The 16,910-nt window shown below is 46.5% G+C and carries 17 protein-coding genes and 1 other RNA gene; 13 read left to right on the forward strand and 5 right to left on the reverse strand.

The window, feature by feature from the left end; genetic code table 11:
- A partial coding sequence (locus QUB70_RS23275; RefSeq protein WP_332983699.1) for a hypothetical protein occupies positions 1 to 275 on the forward strand: 275 nt, incomplete at its 5' end.
- 14 nt (positions 276 to 289) lie between these two features.
- On the opposite strand, the gene QUB70_RS23280 is transcribed toward QUB70_RS23275, so the two are convergent.
- Positions 290 to 1,297: a DUF4349 domain-containing protein gene (locus QUB70_RS23280; protein WP_332983700.1), complete on the reverse strand. Its 1,008-nt coding sequence runs from the start codon at positions 1,295 to 1,297 to the stop codon at positions 290 to 292.
- Between the two features lie 167 nt (positions 1,298 to 1,464).
- Here QUB70_RS23280 and QUB70_RS23285 point away from each other — a divergent pair, with 167 nt between their 5' ends.
- The 5 genes from QUB70_RS23285 to QUB70_RS23305 all read left to right on the forward strand — a co-directional run bounded on the left by QUB70_RS23285 (position 1,465) and on the right by QUB70_RS23305 (position 7,043).
- On the forward strand, positions 1,465 to 3,939 hold the full coding sequence (locus QUB70_RS23285; protein WP_332983701.1) for an ATP-dependent helicase: 2,475 nt from the start codon (positions 1,465 to 1,467) through the stop codon (positions 3,937 to 3,939).
- A gap of 43 nt (positions 3,940 to 3,982) precedes the next feature.
- A complete protein-coding gene (locus QUB70_RS23290; protein ID WP_332983702.1) occupies positions 3,983 to 4,417 on the forward strand; it encodes a Panacea domain-containing protein in 435 nt (144 codons plus the stop codon).
- Positions 4,414 to 5,025: a hypothetical protein gene (locus tag QUB70_RS23295; RefSeq protein WP_332983703.1), complete on the forward strand. Its 612-nt coding sequence runs from the start codon at positions 4,414 to 4,416 to the stop codon at positions 5,023 to 5,025. The genes QUB70_RS23290 and QUB70_RS23295 overlap by 4 nt, the downstream gene beginning before the upstream one ends.
- 184 nt (positions 5,026 to 5,209) lie before the next feature.
- Complete coding sequence (locus QUB70_RS23300) at positions 5,210 to 5,956, forward strand: dienelactone hydrolase family protein (RefSeq protein ID WP_332983704.1); 747 nt, start codon at positions 5,210 to 5,212, stop codon at positions 5,954 to 5,956.
- Positions 5,957 to 6,143: 187 nt separating this feature from the next.
- Positions 6,144 to 7,043 (forward strand): S1 RNA-binding domain-containing protein, encoded by a 900-nt coding sequence (locus tag QUB70_RS23305; protein ID WP_332983705.1) that lies wholly within the window; start codon positions 6,144 to 6,146, stop codon positions 7,041 to 7,043.
- Between the two features lie 233 nt (positions 7,044 to 7,276).
- Here the strand turns inward: QUB70_RS23305 and QUB70_RS23310 are convergent, their stop codons facing one another.
- Both QUB70_RS23310 and purD read right to left on the reverse strand, forming a co-directional pair.
- A complete protein-coding gene (locus tag QUB70_RS23310) occupies positions 7,277 to 9,442 on the reverse strand; it encodes an ATP-binding protein (protein WP_332983706.1) in 2,166 nt (721 codons plus the stop codon).
- 160 nt (positions 9,443 to 9,602) lie between these two features.
- The gene (purD, locus tag QUB70_RS23315; protein ID WP_332983707.1) at positions 9,603 to 10,883 is read right to left on the reverse strand and encodes a phosphoribosylamine--glycine ligase; all 1,281 of its coding nucleotides are present in this window, start codon (positions 10,881 to 10,883) and stop codon (positions 9,603 to 9,605) included.
- A gap of 336 nt (positions 10,884 to 11,219) precedes the next feature.
- Here purD and QUB70_RS23320 point away from each other — a divergent pair, with 336 nt between their 5' ends.
- A complete protein-coding gene (locus tag QUB70_RS23320) occupies positions 11,220 to 12,395 on the forward strand; it encodes a 5-(carboxyamino)imidazole ribonucleotide synthase (protein WP_332983708.1) in 1,176 nt (391 codons plus the stop codon).
- Between the two features lie 50 nt (positions 12,396 to 12,445).
- Positions 12,446 to 12,633, forward strand: a non-coding RNA gene (ssrS, locus tag QUB70_RS23325) — 6S RNA.
- Positions 12,634 to 13,114: 481 nt separating this feature from the next.
- Here the strand turns inward: ssrS and QUB70_RS23330 are convergent.
- Positions 13,115 to 13,717, reverse strand: coding sequence for a hypothetical protein (locus QUB70_RS23330; protein WP_332983709.1), 603 nt, complete (start codon positions 13,715 to 13,717; stop codon positions 13,115 to 13,117).
- 59 nt (positions 13,718 to 13,776) lie between these two features.
- Between QUB70_RS23330 and QUB70_RS23335 the strand changes: the two genes are divergently transcribed.
- Positions 13,777 to 14,379: a hypothetical protein gene (locus tag QUB70_RS23335; protein ID WP_332983710.1), complete on the forward strand. Its 603-nt coding sequence runs from the start codon at positions 13,777 to 13,779 to the stop codon at positions 14,377 to 14,379.
- Positions 14,380 to 14,450: 71 nt separating this feature from the next.
- Positions 14,451 to 14,678, forward strand: a complete 228-nt coding sequence (locus QUB70_RS23340; protein ID WP_332983711.1) for a hypothetical protein — start codon at positions 14,451 to 14,453, stop codon at positions 14,676 to 14,678.
- Between the two features lie 226 nt (positions 14,679 to 14,904).
- On the opposite strand, the gene QUB70_RS23345 is transcribed toward QUB70_RS23340, so the two are convergent.
- On the reverse strand, positions 14,905 to 15,234 hold the full coding sequence (locus QUB70_RS23345; RefSeq protein ID WP_332983712.1) for a DUF433 domain-containing protein: 330 nt from the start codon (positions 15,232 to 15,234) through the stop codon (positions 14,905 to 14,907).
- 187 nt (positions 15,235 to 15,421) lie between these two features.
- Between QUB70_RS23345 and rpmI the strand changes: the two genes are divergently transcribed.
- From rpmI to QUB70_RS23360, 3 genes are all read left to right on the forward strand, one after another.
- Positions 15,422 to 15,619, forward strand: a complete 198-nt coding sequence (rpmI, locus tag QUB70_RS23350; RefSeq protein WP_096830688.1) for a 50S ribosomal protein L35 — start codon at positions 15,422 to 15,424, stop codon at positions 15,617 to 15,619.
- Positions 15,620 to 15,638: 19 nt separating this feature from the next.
- Complete coding sequence (rplT, locus tag QUB70_RS23355; RefSeq protein ID WP_006634165.1) at positions 15,639 to 15,995, forward strand: 50S ribosomal protein L20; 357 nt, start codon at positions 15,639 to 15,641, stop codon at positions 15,993 to 15,995.
- A gap of 271 nt (positions 15,996 to 16,266) precedes the next feature.
- Positions 16,267 to 16,797, forward strand: a complete 531-nt coding sequence (locus QUB70_RS23360) for a tetratricopeptide repeat protein (RefSeq protein ID WP_332983713.1) — start codon at positions 16,267 to 16,269, stop codon at positions 16,795 to 16,797.
- Positions 16,798 to 16,910: the final 113 nt, after the last annotated feature.

Genomic DNA, 16,910 nt, shown 5'->3' on the forward strand with positions numbered 1-16,910 from the left:
ATTGGCAATTGGCAATGATATCAAGTGCGATCGATCGCAATATTTCGGCGGTTGGTGCGTCGCTACCAGATATTCGATTTGCTCCAAAGATGATCTGCAAGCGACACACCCTACAAACTTCTTATGCCATTTTCGATTGGCAATTGGCAATGATATCAAGTGCGATCGATCGCAATATTTCGGCGGTTGGTGCGTCGCTACCAGATATTCGAGTTGCTCCAAAGATGATCTGCAAGCGACACACCCTACAGCATCTAATGACTAATGACTACTGACTAATGACTACTGACTAATTTGCAGCGGGCGGTTTTGGTTCTTGAATTTTCGGAACAGAATGCTGTTTCTTAAATCGATTAAAGCCGTAAACCGCAGCGGCAATTAACAGCAAATAAGGACTGTAAGCCAACAGCCAAATACCCAAACCAAACAAACCGAGGGTCAATTCACCCACAGAATGAGTCGCTTTCCCCCAAGTTTCCTGCACCCGCAAACCTAGACCAGGTTCGGGAGTTTGTTGAGCCGATACTGCTGCTTCTAGAGTTAAGCTAATAGTCGAATAGGCTACTTGATTTCGCAAACTTTTTAACTGAGCGTCAATGCGTTCGATCGACTCCCGAATATTGCTCAACTCTTGAGCAGCTTTGAGCACGTCGCCGACAGAACCCGATCGCTCCATAATTTTTAACACCATTTCCTCGGATTTGCGGAGGTTCCGCAGTCTAGCCTCGCTGTCAACTAATTGATCGGTAACATCCTCAGCGGTAAGCCCTCGGTTCTCTACAGTTCCGAGTTTTGCCAAAGCATCTAAAGTAGTTTCTAACCGTTGTTGAGGCACGCGAATCTCCACAGATGCCGTTTGGCGGACACTCGAATCCGGCGGCTTTTGATTTTGGAAACCCAAGATATCGCCTTGCTGTTTTTCGACAATATTAGTAACAGATTTAGTGGTGGCGTCAATAGATTTGACAACTACACTGAGTTCGGCTCTTTTAATCAGTTGGGGACGGGTTGCGGGAGTTTCTGCTGCTTTTTTTGATGCACCAGGAGTTTTTGACCTTTGTTGGGCTGGCTCGGGTGCGGGTGCCGATTGTGGAGCCGATTCGGCAACTTGGTTGTCACGGCTGCTGGATGAAGCTGCGCCGCCTGGAGCGCTGCTGGACGTTTGAGCTCCTCCGCAGCTAGGCAAAGCAACGGCTGAAGATAAAGTTAAGAATAACGCCACAGCAAAACGAGTTGTGCTTTTGTTGGCTGGGTTTGGCTTGTGTGGCGGGGAATTGGTTTTGAGGTGAGTTTTCATTTGGGTGACTCCTATAAAAAAAGGCTTGGCTATTGAATTTTATGCTGGTTTTAATTTAAGCTCGAATAGATAGCATTAGTTTAGCCGATACCGAAATGGAAACGGTAGAGGTTGCAGATTTTTTTATTTTTAACCGCAGATGAACGCAGATAAACGCGGATGTAATAATGACTGATGAATTTGATTCTGATTTTATGCGATCGACAACCGAGATCGATCGCCCGGGCAACATTTCCTCTCAATTAGAGACTGCGGGCGTTTTGCGAGAACAAGCTTGCCTTAAAATTCGCGAAAGCTTGCGTGCGGGGCAGCAGGACATGGCGGACTGGAAAGGCGGCCCCCTTGCTGTTTCGGCGGTTCCGGGGGCCGGGAAGTCTACGGGAATGGCTGCTGCGTCGGCAATTGCGATCGCCCGCAACCAGCTTCACAACCGCCGCCAGTTAATTGTCGTGACATTTACGCGATCGGCTGCTGCTAATATTAAAGCTAAAATTCGCGAAAGATTGCAACAATTGTCTTTATATCAAGGCGGTTTTGCCGTGCACACTTTGCACGGTTTAGCTTTAAACATTGCGATGCGCCATCCCGATTTGTCGGGTTTAAATTTAGAAAATTCGACTTTAGTTACTCCGACTCAAAGTCACCGCTTAATTCGCACTTGTGTAGAACTTTGGATTGCGGAAAATCCCCGCAGATATCAAGTTTTGTTGGAAGGACAGCAATTCGACGGAGAGGAAACGGAGAGGCTGCGGCGACAATCGGTTTTGCGGACGGAAATTTTGCCGCAGTTAGCTAAAACGGTGATTCACGAGGCGAAATCTTCGGGTTTATTTCCCGAACAGTTGTTAGAAATGAGCGCTCTTAATACTGGGGACGGTTATGAGATTTTAGCGGTAGCTGGGGGTTTGTATCAAAAATATCAGGCTTTGTTGAGGAGTCGGGAATTCATCGATTACGACGAGATGATTTTAGCAGCTTTGCGGGTGTTGGACAATCCGGCAGCTCGGGCGATCGAGCAAAAACAAGTATTTGCCGTTTTTGAGGACGAAGCCCAAGATTCTACACCTTTGCAGACTAGGCTTTTGGAAACATTGGCGATCGATCCAGACCGTCCTGACTTACCTCCCAATTTTATCAGAGTTGGCGATCCAAATCAAGCTATTAATTCTACTTTCACTCCCGCAGATCCGATTTACTTTAACAAATTTTGTGACGACTGCGCCGTAGAGAAGAAGTTAGCGACAATGGACGGCGCAGGGCGCAGCACCCAGGTGATTATCGATGCAGCCAACTTTATGTTGCAATGGGTAAATCGCTCCGAATTGGCTGGAACCGAACAGCCTTTTCGCGACCAAACTATTAAATTAGTTAAGAGCGACGACCCGCAAAAAGATGCAAATCCCGCCCCCATCGGGATTGGTTTAGAATTGCATACTCCCCGCGATGTTTACCATACAGTTGAGTTAATTGGCAAGCGAGTAATTGAATTGGTCGAGCAGTTTTTACCTGCGGATTTTGAATGGGGAAGCAATGACAAAGAGCGGGAATCTGGCGGTGAAGCAGCGAGCGATGGGGAAAATAGCCTCAAATTGCCGTTAGAAAAACTCAAATCTATGGCTATTTTGGTGCGGGAAAACAAACAAGGCAAGTTTATCAAAGAAGTGCTGGAGAATCCGAAAAAACACGGATTAAGCTTTGATTTGCGGAAATACGGGATTAAAATTGAGGATGTCGGAGAGCGCGACCGACATTCTCAAGTACCTTTGGAAATCTTAACACTGCTGCAATTTCTCGATCGCCCGCACTCTCCAGATTACCTGAAAGCAGCATTAAAGATTTTGAGCGATCGGCAACTCATCCCGAAACAAGACTACAATGCTTTTACTACCAGCCCCGAGCAATTCCTTTACCCCGGCCCCCTAGACCCGAAACAGTCAGACCCAGTTCGCAAATGCCGCTATTTTTGCTGCGGTTTGCTGCAAGCTCGCTTAGAACTGCCACCCTACCAAATCATATCATTCTTAGCCTTAGCCCTGCAATACGACCAAACAGAACTAGCCACCGCCGACAAATTAGCAGAACGGGTAGCAATCCAAACAGCCGGCAACAATTCAATGCACAATATTTTGGACGTACTGAGCGAAATTGTCAGTTCAGAAAGATTTGAACCTGTGGATGCAGACGACAAAATAGAAGAACGCTACACCAGCAAAGGTCAACTAACAATTATTACCATGCACAAAGCCAAAGGCTTAGATTGGGATTGCGTATTTTTGCCGTTTCTGCACGAACAAACCATCCCCGGAAGTTTGCGAGTTTTGCCGCAAGCCCGATTCTTAGGAGATTTCACTTTAGCAGAGGTAGCGAGAGCGCAAATTAGAGCGAGTTTGCACGAAAAATATCCATTGCCAAATCTGGGTGAAGCTTGGGAACAAGCAGGTTATTTGAAAACAGCAGAAGAGTTTCGATTGCTTTACGTGGCGATGACGCGAGCAAAAAGTTTGCTGTGGATGGCGGCGGAGAAAAAAGGGCCTTTTACCTGGAACAAACCCCAGAATTTGCAGGAGCAAAAACCTTGTCCGGTGATGCCTGTTTTGAAGCAGAGATTTCCTGGTAATGTAATCCATTATGATATAATATGATACAATAATAAAGTAGTGTACCAGAAACTATAAGGGGGATACTATGGCACGGGCTGTAGATGTGGCGAAATACATTTTAACTAAAGCTGGTGAAATGACTGCCATGAAGCTTCAGAAGCTTGTGTATTACACTCAAGCATGGTCTCTTGTTTGGGATGAAAACCCGTTGTTCGAGGACGATATCCAAGCTTGGGCTAATGGACCTGTAGTTCCAGTTCTCTATGACTATCATCGAGGCCAATTTAAGGTAGACAAAAATACCTTTTCTGACGGAGACATTGATGCCCTCACTCCCAACCAGAAGGACTCTATCGACAAAGTTCTTGATGCCCTGCAAGAAAAGAGCGCGCAGTGGCTGAGTGAATTAACCCATATGGAAGCCCCATGGAAGGATGCTAGAGGCGATCTGAAGCCTACAGAAAAATGCGATAAGGTAATTCTCTTGGCTGCAATGCACGAATACTATTCCAGTTTATGACAGACAAGCTTTCAAAAGCTCAGAAGAGAAGGTTACGTCAAGAAGAAAAGGCCCAGGTGCAAAAGGCGAAAGCGGTAAAACTTTTGTCTGGTGTCGAAAATTTGGCAACTAAGACTGTGAAAATAGCACCTATACCAGAGCTTGATTTGAAAATTGTAAAAGTTCAAGAACAACCAGACAGAACCAAATCTGTATACATTCCTAGCGAAGAAAAGTTTTCATTTGATTGTAATTTGACATGGTGTACAACCATATCTGATTTAGAGGGAGAGTGGTCATGGAAAGAGCAAAGACGCTGGACTGAAGAAGAATGGAATACTCAAATACTTTTAAATTTCAGCTTGCTAGAAAAATCCACTTGGTCTGAAATTTTATTTGAGCACAAGACTCCTGCAAAAGGCGATAAAAGTGTACCTAAACATCATCCTCAAGAGCTAACTACTTTAGTTAAAGAAGCTCAGACTAGGTGGATTGAAATAGGTTTAGAGGAGTACGATACGGCTTTTCGTTTTAGATTTACTGGTACTATTAGAGCCTGGGGCATAAAATTGCAAGGCCATTTTTATTTAATTTGGTGGGAAAGATATCACAACATATATCCAGTGTGAAGTCAAATACTTCACCTATGATTCGTAAAGTATCTTCGTATCTATAAGTATCATAGAGAAGTCCAAAAAAGTAGCGCGATCGGGAGTCAAAGTATGCAAGCGATTCTTTTAAACCGTGAAATCGCATAAAAATGCGATCGCTCAACTTAAAATCAATAGAGCGACATCTACCTTAAAACTCCCTATGGCAAACGCAGAAATTTCCACAGCTAACGTCACAATTCCCAACGGAGATTTGCAAATCGCTGCTTACCTAGCTGGGCCCGCAGCAGAAGGGCAATTTCCCGCAGTTATTGTGATTCAAGAAATCTTTGGCGTCAACTCGCACATCCGCGAAGTTACTGAAAGAATAGCAAAAGAAGGATATGTGGCGATCGCCCCAGCCATTTACCAGCGTCAAGCCCCCGGCTTTGAAACCGGCTACACGCCCGAAGACATCAAAATCGGCAGAGAATACAAAGAACAAACCACAGCTTCCGAACTTCTCGGCGACATCCAAGCAGCCATCGATTACCTCAAAACTCTACCCTCTGTCAAACAACAAGGTTTTGGCTGCATCGGTTTCTGCTTTGGAGGGCACGTCGCCTACCTCGCCGCTACTTTGCCCGAAATCAAGGCTACAGCGTCGTTCTACGGCGCCGGTGTCGCCACTCTAACCCCCGGCGGTAGAACCCCGACGATCGCCCGCACAGCAGACATTAAAGGCACTCTCTACGCCTTTTTCGGCACTCAAGACCCCAGCATTCCGTTAGAACAAGTTGACCAAATCGCTGCCGAATTGCAAAAACACAGTATTTCTCACCGAATTTTCCGCTACAATGCCGATCATGGCTTCTTCTGCGACCACCGCGGCAGTTACGACGCTACGGCAGCAGCCGACTCGTGGATTCAGGTGAAGCAGCTATTTCATCAGCAACTTCAACCTGTTTAGAGATGGGGAGAATGGGAGAGTGGGAGAGTGGGAAAGTGGGAGATGGGGAGAGTGGGAGAGGGGGAGAGGGGGAGAGTGGGAGAGTGGGAAAATTTTTCTACTGACAACTGACAACTGACAACTGACAACTGACAACTGACAACTGACAACTGACAACTGACAACTGACAACTGACAAATAAACTGACATGAATTCCAAATCTACAGGTTCTCAAAGCGCAAAAGCATCCTTTTCAATGGATGATTTTGCTAAAGCCCTCGAACAGCACAATTACGAGTTCCAGAAGGGACAAGTAGTGCGCGGCAAAGTGTTCGAGTACGACTCAAATGGCGCGTATGTTGATATCGGCGGCAAGTCTTCGGCTTTTTTGCCGATCGAAGAGGCTGCTTTGAGAACGGTAACTGATTTGTCGGAAGTGGTTCCGCTGGATGAGGAACGGGAATTTTTGATTATCCGCGAACAAGATGCAGACGGCCAAGTTACCTTGTCTTTGCGGCAATTACAAATTCAGCAAGCTTGGGAAGATTTAATTGAATTGCAGGAAACCGGTAAAGTTCTTCAGGTGCGGGTTTCTGGGGCCAATAAGGGCGGGGTGACGGTAGATGTTCAGGGAATGCGCGGTTTTATTCCCCGATCGCACTTAGCCGAACGCGATAACATGGAATCGCTAATCGGTCAATCTTTGAGCGTGAATTTTTTGGAGGTCGATCGCGAGCGAGAAAAACTCGTACTTTCCCAGCGGATGGCAACTCAATCGAATGCCTTCACTCAGTTGCAAATCGGTCAGTTGGTGGAAGGAAAAGTCAGCAGCATCAAGCCTTTTGGCGTGTTTGTGGACTTGGAAGGAGTTAGCGGTTTGCTGCACATCAAGCAAGTCAGCCAAAAATATATTGATAACCTTGGAAAGGTCTTTGCTCCCGGTCAACCCCTGAAAGCGCTGGTGATCGACCTCGATCAAAGTCGCGGCAGGATTTCGCTTTCTACTCGGGTACTCGAAAATTATCCAGGGGAAATGGTGGATAAAATGGCGGATGTTATGGATACCGCCGAAGAGCGATCGGAACGTGCTAGAAAAACTCTTTCTTAAGTCTTGACGTAATTAAAACCCCATCTACCGGAAACAATAGGAATGTGGGTTTAACCGCAGATAAACGCCGATAAACACAGATAAAATCCCATGGGCGTTCATCTGTGTTCATCGGCTGATATCTGCGGTTGAAAAATCCCAATCTAACTAATTTGCTTTCTTCTTGATTCCTAATCAACGGGAAACAATATCACTATCAACAGTCAACAATCACCTGACGGTGCAACCGGAATCTATATAACATGACTCGAAATTGTTTCAGTCTCCACCTTTGCTTCCACCGGCCAAGAATTTTCCATCTCTACTATTTGTTTCGGCTGATAAACTGCCAAGTCGAACCAGAAAGTCGTACCCACATTAACTTCGCTAACTAAATTAATTTTAGTGTGGTGCTTGTCAATAATGTTTCTGACAATAGAAAGACCCAATCCCGTTCCTTCTAGAGTGTGAACTCGGTTTTCTACCCGGAAAAAGCGCTCGAAAATTGCTTGTTGGTCTTCTGGATCTATGCCAATGCCAGTATCAGAAATTTCGATCCGCACAACCGGAAAATCTCTGGAATCCGGTGATAAGTTGTGCTTCCCGGATGCGTCGTCTTTGTGGCTGGCAGCCTCCGACTCTAGCAAATACGCTCGAATTGCCACCTTGCCGCCGGACTGCGTAAATTTTAAGGCATTTCCTACTAAATTTGCAAATACTTGCAGCAGCAAATCGTAATGACCTAAAGCAGGTGGCAAACACGGGTCAACTTGTTGCTCTAATTCGATGCCTTTATCCTTAGCATTTAACTGATAAGTCCGCAGGGTTTGTTCCACAGCTTGCGGGAGGTCAACAGCATCCAAGTGATAAACTCGGCACGATTCCAATCGAGACAAGTCTAACACGTCGTTAACTAAACGAGTTAGTCGATCGGTTTCTCGATTGGCAATTTCTAGGAATTCCTTGCGCTCGCTTTCTTGAAGGTCTTCTCCGTACTCGTAGAGAGTTTCAATAAAAGATTTGATATTAAACAAAGGTGTTCTCAGTTCGTGAGAAACATTGCTGATAAAATTGCTTTTAGCCTCATTTAGTTCTACTTCGCGAGTGATGTCCTGCACAGTCATCGCAATGCCTTTGAGATTCTCGCGGTAGTGCCCGGAATCTTGATTTTTAGAGGTTTGCTCGTAGAAAGTACACTCTACAGCTAGCGGGCGTTGCGGCTCGGTACAGTTATTTTCCTCGTCGCGAATGCAGCTTCTGCACAGCGGTTCCGATCCGGGCGCTTTGTGCAGAATGACAGTAGTTAAAACAATCCGAATTGTACGGTTGACTGGTTCGCCGATCGAGATGCGAAATTCGCCGCCTTCGCGATCGCCCGCAGCTATTTCGTGCAGCGGTCTTGCCAACTCCTGCTGCGCTTCGGCAGGTAAAATGTGCAGGACGTTGACTCCGATCGCATTTTTACCTTCCCATCCAAAAATTCGCCGGCCCGTCGGATTGACTAAAATCACCTGCAAATTCGCGTCCAGCAACAGCGCCCCGTCAGCAATAGTTGAAACCAAAGTTTCTAACTTCGCTTTTTCCGCTGTCAATTCTTCAATATTTTGTTCTTCATAACTTTCGAGTTTCTCGGCCATCTCGTTAAAACTGCCGATCAACTCGCCTAATTCTCCCCCTAAAGGCAGGTCAACTCGCTGCTTAAAATTCCCGCTGGCGATGTTTTTGACCCCGAAGACTAATTGTTTGATCGGCTGAGTAATTGTCAGGGCGTTAAATACAGCGCCCAAAATTACCATCACCCAAATGGTGACAAATACGGCTAAAGTGACATCCCTAGTCAGATTTGAAGAGATAACTGCTGCGGGATTTGGGTTAATGCCGATCGCCAGCACCCCCAAATATTTATCTTCATGAATTAACGGCACAAATACATCGGTAACTTCTCCGTCTGGCGTCAAGTGCTGCCGCACCAAAGGCACAGAAGTTAAATTTCTCGCCTCAATGTCGGCGATAAAATTATCCGGGAGTTTAATTTGGCGGCGCAGTGTGAGGGAAGTTTCCACCTCGGATTCCGAAAAGGGTATTCCCAGGAAAATATCCCCCGCTTCGTCGGCGTAAAGCATATAGCGGACGCTGGTGGTGCTGCTGTAAAATTGGCGGGAAAAGCGGGCGACTTCGGAGCGATCGTTTTTCGCAATCAGCGGCGCCACATTTGCCGATAACAGCAGCCCGAGGTCGCGACCGTAGCGAGTATCGTTAAGTCTGGCGTCTTGCTGGATAGTATTCACAGCCCAGAATGTCAGGCTGCTCATAATTAACGAAACTACGAGGGTAGCACCAGCCATCAGGCGGGTCTGGAGGGTAAAATCCGACCACCAGCGGGCAATAATTTCTCCGATTTTGTTTAGTATGGCCAGCATTTTACCAGTTCAATATTAAAAGCAGGGTTGATTAACTTGGCTCCTTCTCAGATTTTTTTACTGCGACTTGTGTACTGCCGCCGCAGAGAGGCCAAACTTCATTGTTACACTTCTACATGGAGATTGCTTGGCTTTCGGATGGCGGGCGATTTCGCAATTCCTAATTTTTGTCGGCCAGTGCTCGACGGCCGATGTCGCGGCGGCAGTAGACTCCTTCAAATTGGATACAATCTACTGCTGCATAAGCTTTGGAGATAGCTTGTTCCAAAGTTTCTCCCGCCGCAGTCACGCCCAAAACTCGGCCGCCATCGGTGACTAACTGCTGCTTCAACTGAGTCCCAGCGTGAAACACCTCTGCCCCTTTGGCTTGGGCTTCCTCGATGCCTGTAATAACTTTGCCTTTTTGGTAACTTCCAGGATAGCCCCCAGAAGCCAAAACTACGCAAACAGAAGCACCAGACTTCCAGCGAATGTTGGAATATTCACCGAGACGCTGCTGACAACAGGCCAAGAGCAAATCTTCCAGAGGAGTTTCCAGCAGCGACAAAACCGCTTGAGTTTCGGGGTCTCCAAAGCGGCAGTTGAATTCTAAGACTGTGGGGTCTCCTTCTGGCGTAATCATTAAACCTGCGTAGAGGACGCCCCGGTAGTCGATCTTATGTTTTTGCAGCGCTGCGAGGGTGGGTTCGAGAATTTCTGCTTGAATCCTTTCCATGAGTTCCGGGGTGACAATTGGCGCTGGGGCGTAGGCTCCCATGCCGCCGGTGTTGGCTCCCTTGTCGCCTTCGCCGATCGCCTTGTGGTCTTGGGCCGGCAGCAGCGGTTCTACTGTAATGCCGTCGGTGAGGGCGAGAATCGAGACTTCTTGACCTGTCAAGAATTCTTCGATGAGGACTTGGATGTTGTCGGTGCCGAATTCGCCTCGGAAAATAGTATTGATGGCGCTGTGAGCCATTTTGACGGTGGTGGCAACGGTGACTCCTTTGCCTGATGCGAGTCCGTCTGCTTTGATGACTATGGGGATTCCTTGTTGCACAACGTATGCTTTGGCTGCTTCTGCGTTTGTAAATAGGGCAGCTTTGGGTGTTGGGATGCCTGCTTCGAGCATCAATTCTTTGGCCCAGGATTTGCTAGATTCAATTTGGGCGCCGGCTTTGGTGGGGCCGAAAATCATCAGTTTTTTCTGTTGGAAGTAGTCAACGATGCCTAGCGATAGGGGCAGTTCGGGGCCGACGATGACGAGTCCGATGTTGTTGACCATCACAAAGCGTTCGATGCCTTGGAAGTCGTCGATGTTGAGCGACAGATTTTGACAGCCTTTGGTGGTAGCTGTGCCGCCGTTGCCCGGTACGCAGAATACTTGTTTAATCCGCGTAGATTCTAGCAGTTTTTTTGCGATCGCGTGTTCGCGACCTCCGTTCCCCACAACCAAAACTTTCACAGCATCCTCACCTATAAATTTTGTTCCCTGAATGTCTGATTTTCAGTGTTTGTACCTGTCTATCTGCTTTTTGCAGTGCTGTCAATTATGCCATGCTTGGCGCTACGGAATTGCTAAATGTGGCACTTTTCTCTTTGGCTGCGGCTCGATCGCTGTTTCAGGGCGGCTGAGTTCGTGCAATAATTAAAGACTTTCGCAGCCCAATTTTTCTGGTTATGCCTCGATTTAATCATGCAATTAAAACTATTTTTTGGCTTTTAACTGTTCAATTACTGTAATTCATCCGCGTACAAATAGCGATAAAATAGGCAGGTTGACACAATGAATTTTACTCACATGAAATCAAATATAACCGCTGCGAGTTCGTCTGCAAAATTCAAGCGGGTGGGCGTTGTCGGCGGCGGCCAGCTAGCTTCGATGATGGGGGATGCTGCTAAGGCGCTGGGTATTGAATTGGTAGTGCAAACTCCTGATGCTACTGACCCGGCAGTTTCGGTTGCTGATGGTGCTGTTTTGGCGGCTGTTGATGATGTTTCGGCTACGGCTCAGTTGGCGGATGACTGCGATGTTATTACGTTTGAAAATGAGTTTGTGGATTTGGACGGTTTGCGATCGCTAGAACAGCAAGGTGTGTTATTTCAGCCGAGTTTGTCGTCGCTTTCTCCTTTGTTGGATAAGTACGTGCAGCGCTGTTATTTACAAGGTTTGGGTTTGCCAACTCCGAGGTTTTGGGCGTGGGATAGCAGCCAGGATTTGCACCTCGATTTTCCGTTTGTCGTCAAAGTTCGCCGCCACGGTTATGACGGCCAAGGTACTTTTATTGTCAAGGATCGGGAGAGTTTTGAGTCAATTCGCGCGGATCTCAAAGGTCAATCTTTGCTGGTGGAAGAGTTTGTGCCGTTCGATCGCGAGTTGGCTGCGATCGCGGCTCGATCGGCAACTGGTGAAATTGCAATTTACCCGATCGTCGAAACTCAACAGGAAAATCAGGTTTGTCGGTTGGCGATCGCGCCTGCTGATATTAGTTTAGAGGTGAAAAGTGAGGCTGAGGCGATCGTCGGCACTCTCCTCAACAGCTTAGAATCTGTCGGCGTATTCGGCATTGAATTATTTTTAACCGCCGACAATAAGCTGTTGGTCAATGAAATTGCACCCCGCACCCACAACTCGGGACATTTTACAATTGATGCCTGCGAAACTTCACAATTTGAACAGCATTTACGCGCAGTTTGTCAACTGCCTTTAGGCAATTGCGATTTGAACTCTGCTGGTGCTGTGATGGTAAATCTTCTCGGCTATGAATCGGCTGAGTCCGATTATTTAGAAAAACGGAAACAACTGGCACAAATTAGCGGTGCTTTTGTGCATTGGTATGGTAAGAAAGTATCGCGTCCGGGCCGCAAACTGGGTCACGTTACTGTTTTGCTGGGTGAGGAAGCGGTGGCTCAGGGGCGGATCGCCAGTGCACAGGCGATCGCTGAAACCATTGAATCTATCTGGAATGCAAATTAGATCGATCGAAGCTTGCCAAAATCTAGTTAGTTGTTGTATATTAAATAAAGGTTCTACTGCGACGTTGGTGACTGCCAATAATGTTTTTTTGATCTATAACTCTTAACTCTCGGGAATCAAGATGTTTGGACAGCAGTAAACTGGGCTTGTACCCAGAAACTTTAAGTCCGATCCAACGGTGCCCACCTGGTAAAATACCAGGTCAAAAGCTGAGGTAAGACGGCGTTGCGGGGAGCCATTATAATTTTGATTGAGATAGGCGCTGTCAGGAACCTCAGCCTAAAGGCGTGAGGCTTGTCAGAGAAATCGAAGCAAGCCGTTCTGACCAGTCTAAGCCTTAACTGGCTACGTTATTGAGGTCATAACACCGGAGAATGCGACGCTAGTTTTCCGCTCTGTTGTTTAACATTAAACAGTTCTAAGGTCACGGGGACAGTGTGTTAAGCGCGACAAGCCTCGATAACATTGACGAAGCGAACATTACCCCAGCAATGGGAGATTTGGGACAACCATATCCCAGATTCGGAGAGGTTGATTAAATTCCCTCTCCGCCCTCGAAAGGGGAATTTAATATAAAGCCGTTCTAGAAGGACGGGGCTTCAAACCCATTTTTCTTGGTGAAATACGGCTCGCCTATTTTTTTTGTGATTTGTGATTTGTTCCTTATTCCTGGCATCCGTTAAATCCGTTACAGAATCCGTTACAGAACTTCCTTCCTCTCAACCTTCCCGTACCATCCAGACAAGCAGGGACAAAATTGTCTCGACAGGGGGAAACGGATAGTCCCTGACATCAATAGTAACAATTTGCCCTTCGAGTTTCATAAATCTCCAAGCAGTGCCGCTAGTTACTGAACCGTAAATAATCGGAATTGGGTTATTGTTAATTTCATGAAATCTTTGAGCCGCCACCATTTGGGCGATGCACTGTCCTAAACCGCTGTTGATGTTATCTCGCTTAGCTTCTACCAGCACAACCGCAGGTGCTTCTATCTCAAATTGTTCGGGAGAGCGACTGATTAAAAAATCGCAAACTCCGTTTAATCCCGCTGCGGTATCCACGGTGAAATCAGTACCTGAAAAGACGCTGATTTGGTGGTTCAGCAACCGTTTGACTTCCAAAAGTGCAGGAGCAATAATTAGTTCTGATTTGGCTTTTTCTGTTCCTACTGCGATCGCCCAGGGAACCGTATCTTCCAACAAACCTGCTAAAATGGCACTGGGTGCGATCGGCTCGACTTCCGGCAAAAACCGGCCGCCTTCAACTGCGGTCAATCCGAAGCTTTGCTTAACCTTTCGCAGTGTAAAATCGCTGTATGCCATGATTTTGATTTCAAATTTAATCAAATGGTACATTAATATCAACAAAAATGGTGATTTCAATGCCCTACAGTGAATTCACACTCAGAAAGGCTAAACGCGATTTCGGCTTAACAACCGTAGAAGCAGGGCGATTTCTGCCACCAACCGAACCCATCGCTCCTAGTGTATATTTGACTGAATCGCTAATTGAAGGATTGCCGCTTGCTACCGCTACGGGTTCTGAAAAAGCGCGATCGGAACTGATTATTAGTCCTATTTTAGTAGAAGTCCGCAAGATTTTACAGCGACAAGTGAGTTTATTTTCGGGAGAAGATTTTACTGTAGAGCCGGAGTTGGGATTGAGCGGTATCTGCGATTTTTTAATCAGTCGCTCTCCCGAACAAATATTAATCGAAGCGCCCGCGATTGTAATTGTTGAAGCGAAAAAAGCCGATTTAAAAGTAGGATTGGGACAGTGTGCGGCAGAAATGGTGGCGGCTCAAAAGTTTAATGAAATTAACAATATCCCGATCGCCACAATCTACGGAAGTGTCAGCAGCGGTACTGCTTGGAGATTTTTGAAGTTGGAAGCAAAAACTCTGACAATTGACCTCAATGACTATCCTGTGCCGCCTGTGGAACCGTTGCTGGGGATGTTGGTTTGGATGGTTCGCGATGGTTAGGGCGATCGGCTTTCAACTAAAAATAAAAAAACACAGGATATTGAGTCTGCATCAGAGGGGGTAGCTTTGCAATGCGATCGATCCATTCTTCAGCAGTAGATACCGCCCAAATTGTTAGCAATTCTTCGATGATAACTTCTATCGGTAGCCTCATTGAAACGATAATAACTCCTGCGATGCAGGCTGTTTGTTATGAATGTGGCAAACTCTGCTGGCATCGTTTTGCGATCGTGGCTAACAAGCACACGCTGTTGCTGTGCTGCAATCGCCAATACCTCTGGATATTTAACGCCTTCTAGTCCCGCTGCAAATGCCGATTGGAAGTCCACTGCGGATTCTCGCCGTAAAACTCCTGTGACGATCGCATGATTCAAATCAGTATCAGCTTGGTAACGAACATTAGACCTCTTGCAAAAGTCTTTTTCATCAATTTATAGGGCAGGCGAGACGCCTACCCCACCATAAAAAATGATTTTTGTGGGATGGGCATCTTGCCTGTCCTAATTATTTTTGCAAGAGGTCTATTCACGATTTCACCTGCTGTCTTGCTATCTTTGCTGCGATTAATTTGTTGTACAAAACCGGATCTGTAGACTGTAGCGGTTGAGGCATCGCATCAAACGCGGCTTCTTCTGCCTCCATATAAGCATCGATTTCAGTACGATTTGCTAGATAGAAGGCGATAACTCCATAAACTTGTTCGAGAGTCAGCAAGAGAAATGATTGAACAATGCTTTCCGGCGATTCCCCTTTTTGGAAAGCACAAACAACTGAGTCAATGGCAATCCGAGTCCCTTTAATCCAGTAAGTATTGTTCCGATAGTCTGTATATGATTTAGCTGCTAGAACTTGCATAAGTTTATTTCGATCTATATATCTAATTATATTCTTCCGGTCTCACATTGTATGCCAGGTGTCAACTGCGGCCAACAACTGCAAGAGCCGACGGATCGCCCATCCTGATATATCGCCGCAAATCTCCCTTGCAGAAACTACCACAAACGTGATACCGTTGAAGCTTGTGTCCAAATAACACCAGTCCATGCCAAAACTCAAAACTCGCAAAGCAGCCGCAAAGCGCTTTAGAGCGACCGGCACCGGTAAAATTGTGCGCCGCAAAGCTTACAAAAGCCACTTGCTCTCTCACAAAAGTTCAGCTCGCAAAAGCCGCTTGTCTAAATTGGTCGTCATCGATGAGACCAACGACGCTAACGTGCGGTTAATGCTTCCATACTTGTAAAGTTTAACGGAAATTAAAGATGACACGGGTAAAACGCGGTAATGTCGCCAGAGCGCGCCGCAAAAAAATTCTCAAATTAGCCAAGGGATTCCGAGGCGCACAGTCCAAACAGTTCCGCACCGCTAACCAGCGGGTGATGCAGGCCCTGCGTAACGGTTATCGCGATCGCAAAAAACGCAAACGCGATTTCCGCCGCCTGTGGATTGCTCGGATCAATGCCGCATCGCGCCAGCACGGCACGAGCTACAGCAGACTGATCGGCAACATGAAGAAAGCCAACATCGAAATCAACCGCAAAATGCTGGCACAAATGGCGATTATTGACCCCGCAACATTCGGTAAAGTCGTGGAAATGGCTAACCGAGCCGGAGCGTAAAAGCTCGATCGGGTTTCATAAGGAAGAAAGTAGAAGTAAGAAAGATTTAGCTATCTGCCAGAGAAGGAAAACTCCTGATAAATCTAGGAGATTGAGACCAATTTTCCTTCTTTGTTCTTACTTCTGGATTCTTGCTTTTTCAGAAATCGCGCTCGAATCGGCCGATCGCCCTGGACGTGTTTTTTAGACAATTGCAGAGGCAAATGTCTGAGATTGCTAGCGCATTAAAATAAATAAAACCTTCCACAGACCTACCTAATTTAAAAAAAACATGGATAGTAATTTGCTGATTGTTTACTTGTCAGTGCTGCTCGCCATACTCGGCAGCACTTCCTGGTTTATTGTGCGCCAGATTTTCAAAACTCGGAAGCTGGAAATGTCTCTCGAACGCTTAGAAAATAAGCTGACGATAGAAAAAGGAACAGCACAGGAATACTACGAATTAGGAAGTATCTATGTAGATAAGAAGCTTTACTCCCAGGCGATCGTACTGTTTCAAAAAGCCCTGAAAGCCAAAGACTTAGAAGGCGAAGAAAATCAAGCCGTTATTTACAACGCCCTCGGTTTTGCACACTTCGGCCAAGAACAGTACGACATCGCGATCCGGCAGTACAAAGAAGCCCTGAAGTTGCAGCCCGAATACGTGACATCTCTAAACAATCTGGGTCACGCCTACGAGCGCAAGAAATTAACAGCTCAAGCCTTAGAAATGTACGAACAAGCTCTCGCCTGCGATCCAGACAATGCCACTGCCAAACAGCGAGTAGAGTCCCTGCGGAAGCGTTTGGTAATCTATAATTGAGCGCTGGCGTAATTTATAGGAAATACCCTTTCATCTCCGTGACTTCAGTCCGGGGATGAAAGGGAGTTGCAGGATTTATCCTGCCTACTAGACATACCAATTGCACAAATGTC

This window comes from Microcoleus sp. A003_D6 (assembly GCF_036702825.1).
GTDB lineage: Bacteria > Cyanobacteriota > Cyanobacteriia > Cyanobacteriales > Microcoleaceae > Microcoleus.

Bases quoted from the DNA above. Each gene is read 5' to 3' on its own strand.
- QUB70_RS23280 (WP_332983700.1), bottom strand. From the start codon at position 1,297: ATGAAAACTCACCTCAAAACCAATTCCCCGCCACACAAGCCAAACCCA.
- QUB70_RS23285 (WP_332983701.1), top strand. From the start codon at position 1,465: ATGACTGATGAATTTGATTCTGATTTTATGCGATCGACAACCGAGATC.
- QUB70_RS23290 (WP_332983702.1), top strand. From the start codon at position 3,983: ATGGCACGGGCTGTAGATGTGGCGAAATACATTTTAACTAAAGCTGGT.
- QUB70_RS23295 (WP_332983703.1), top strand. From the start codon at position 4,414: ATGACAGACAAGCTTTCAAAAGCTCAGAAGAGAAGGTTACGTCAAGAA.
- QUB70_RS23300 (WP_332983704.1), top strand. From the start codon at position 5,210: ATGGCAAACGCAGAAATTTCCACAGCTAACGTCACAATTCCCAACGGA.
- QUB70_RS23305 (WP_332983705.1), top strand. From the start codon at position 6,144: ATGAATTCCAAATCTACAGGTTCTCAAAGCGCAAAAGCATCCTTTTCA.
- QUB70_RS23310 (WP_332983706.1), bottom strand. From the start codon at position 9,442: ATGCTGGCCATACTAAACAAAATCGGAGAAATTATTGCCCGCTGGTGG.
- QUB70_RS23320 (WP_332983708.1), top strand. From the start codon at position 11,220: ATGAAATCAAATATAACCGCTGCGAGTTCGTCTGCAAAATTCAAGCGG.
- QUB70_RS23330 (WP_332983709.1), bottom strand. From the start codon at position 13,717: ATGGCATACAGCGATTTTACACTGCGAAAGGTTAAGCAAAGCTTCGGA.
- QUB70_RS23335 (WP_332983710.1), top strand. From the start codon at position 13,777: ATGCCCTACAGTGAATTCACACTCAGAAAGGCTAAACGCGATTTCGGC.
- QUB70_RS23340 (WP_332983711.1), top strand. From the start codon at position 14,451: ATGCGATCGATCCATTCTTCAGCAGTAGATACCGCCCAAATTGTTAGC.
- QUB70_RS23345 (WP_332983712.1), bottom strand. From the start codon at position 15,234: ATGCAAGTTCTAGCAGCTAAATCATATACAGACTATCGGAACAATACT.
- rpmI (WP_096830688.1), top strand. From the start codon at position 15,422: ATGCCAAAACTCAAAACTCGCAAAGCAGCCGCAAAGCGCTTTAGAGCG.
- rplT (WP_006634165.1), top strand. From the start codon at position 15,639: ATGACACGGGTAAAACGCGGTAATGTCGCCAGAGCGCGCCGCAAAAAA.
- QUB70_RS23360 (WP_332983713.1), top strand. From the start codon at position 16,267: ATGGATAGTAATTTGCTGATTGTTTACTTGTCAGTGCTGCTCGCCATA.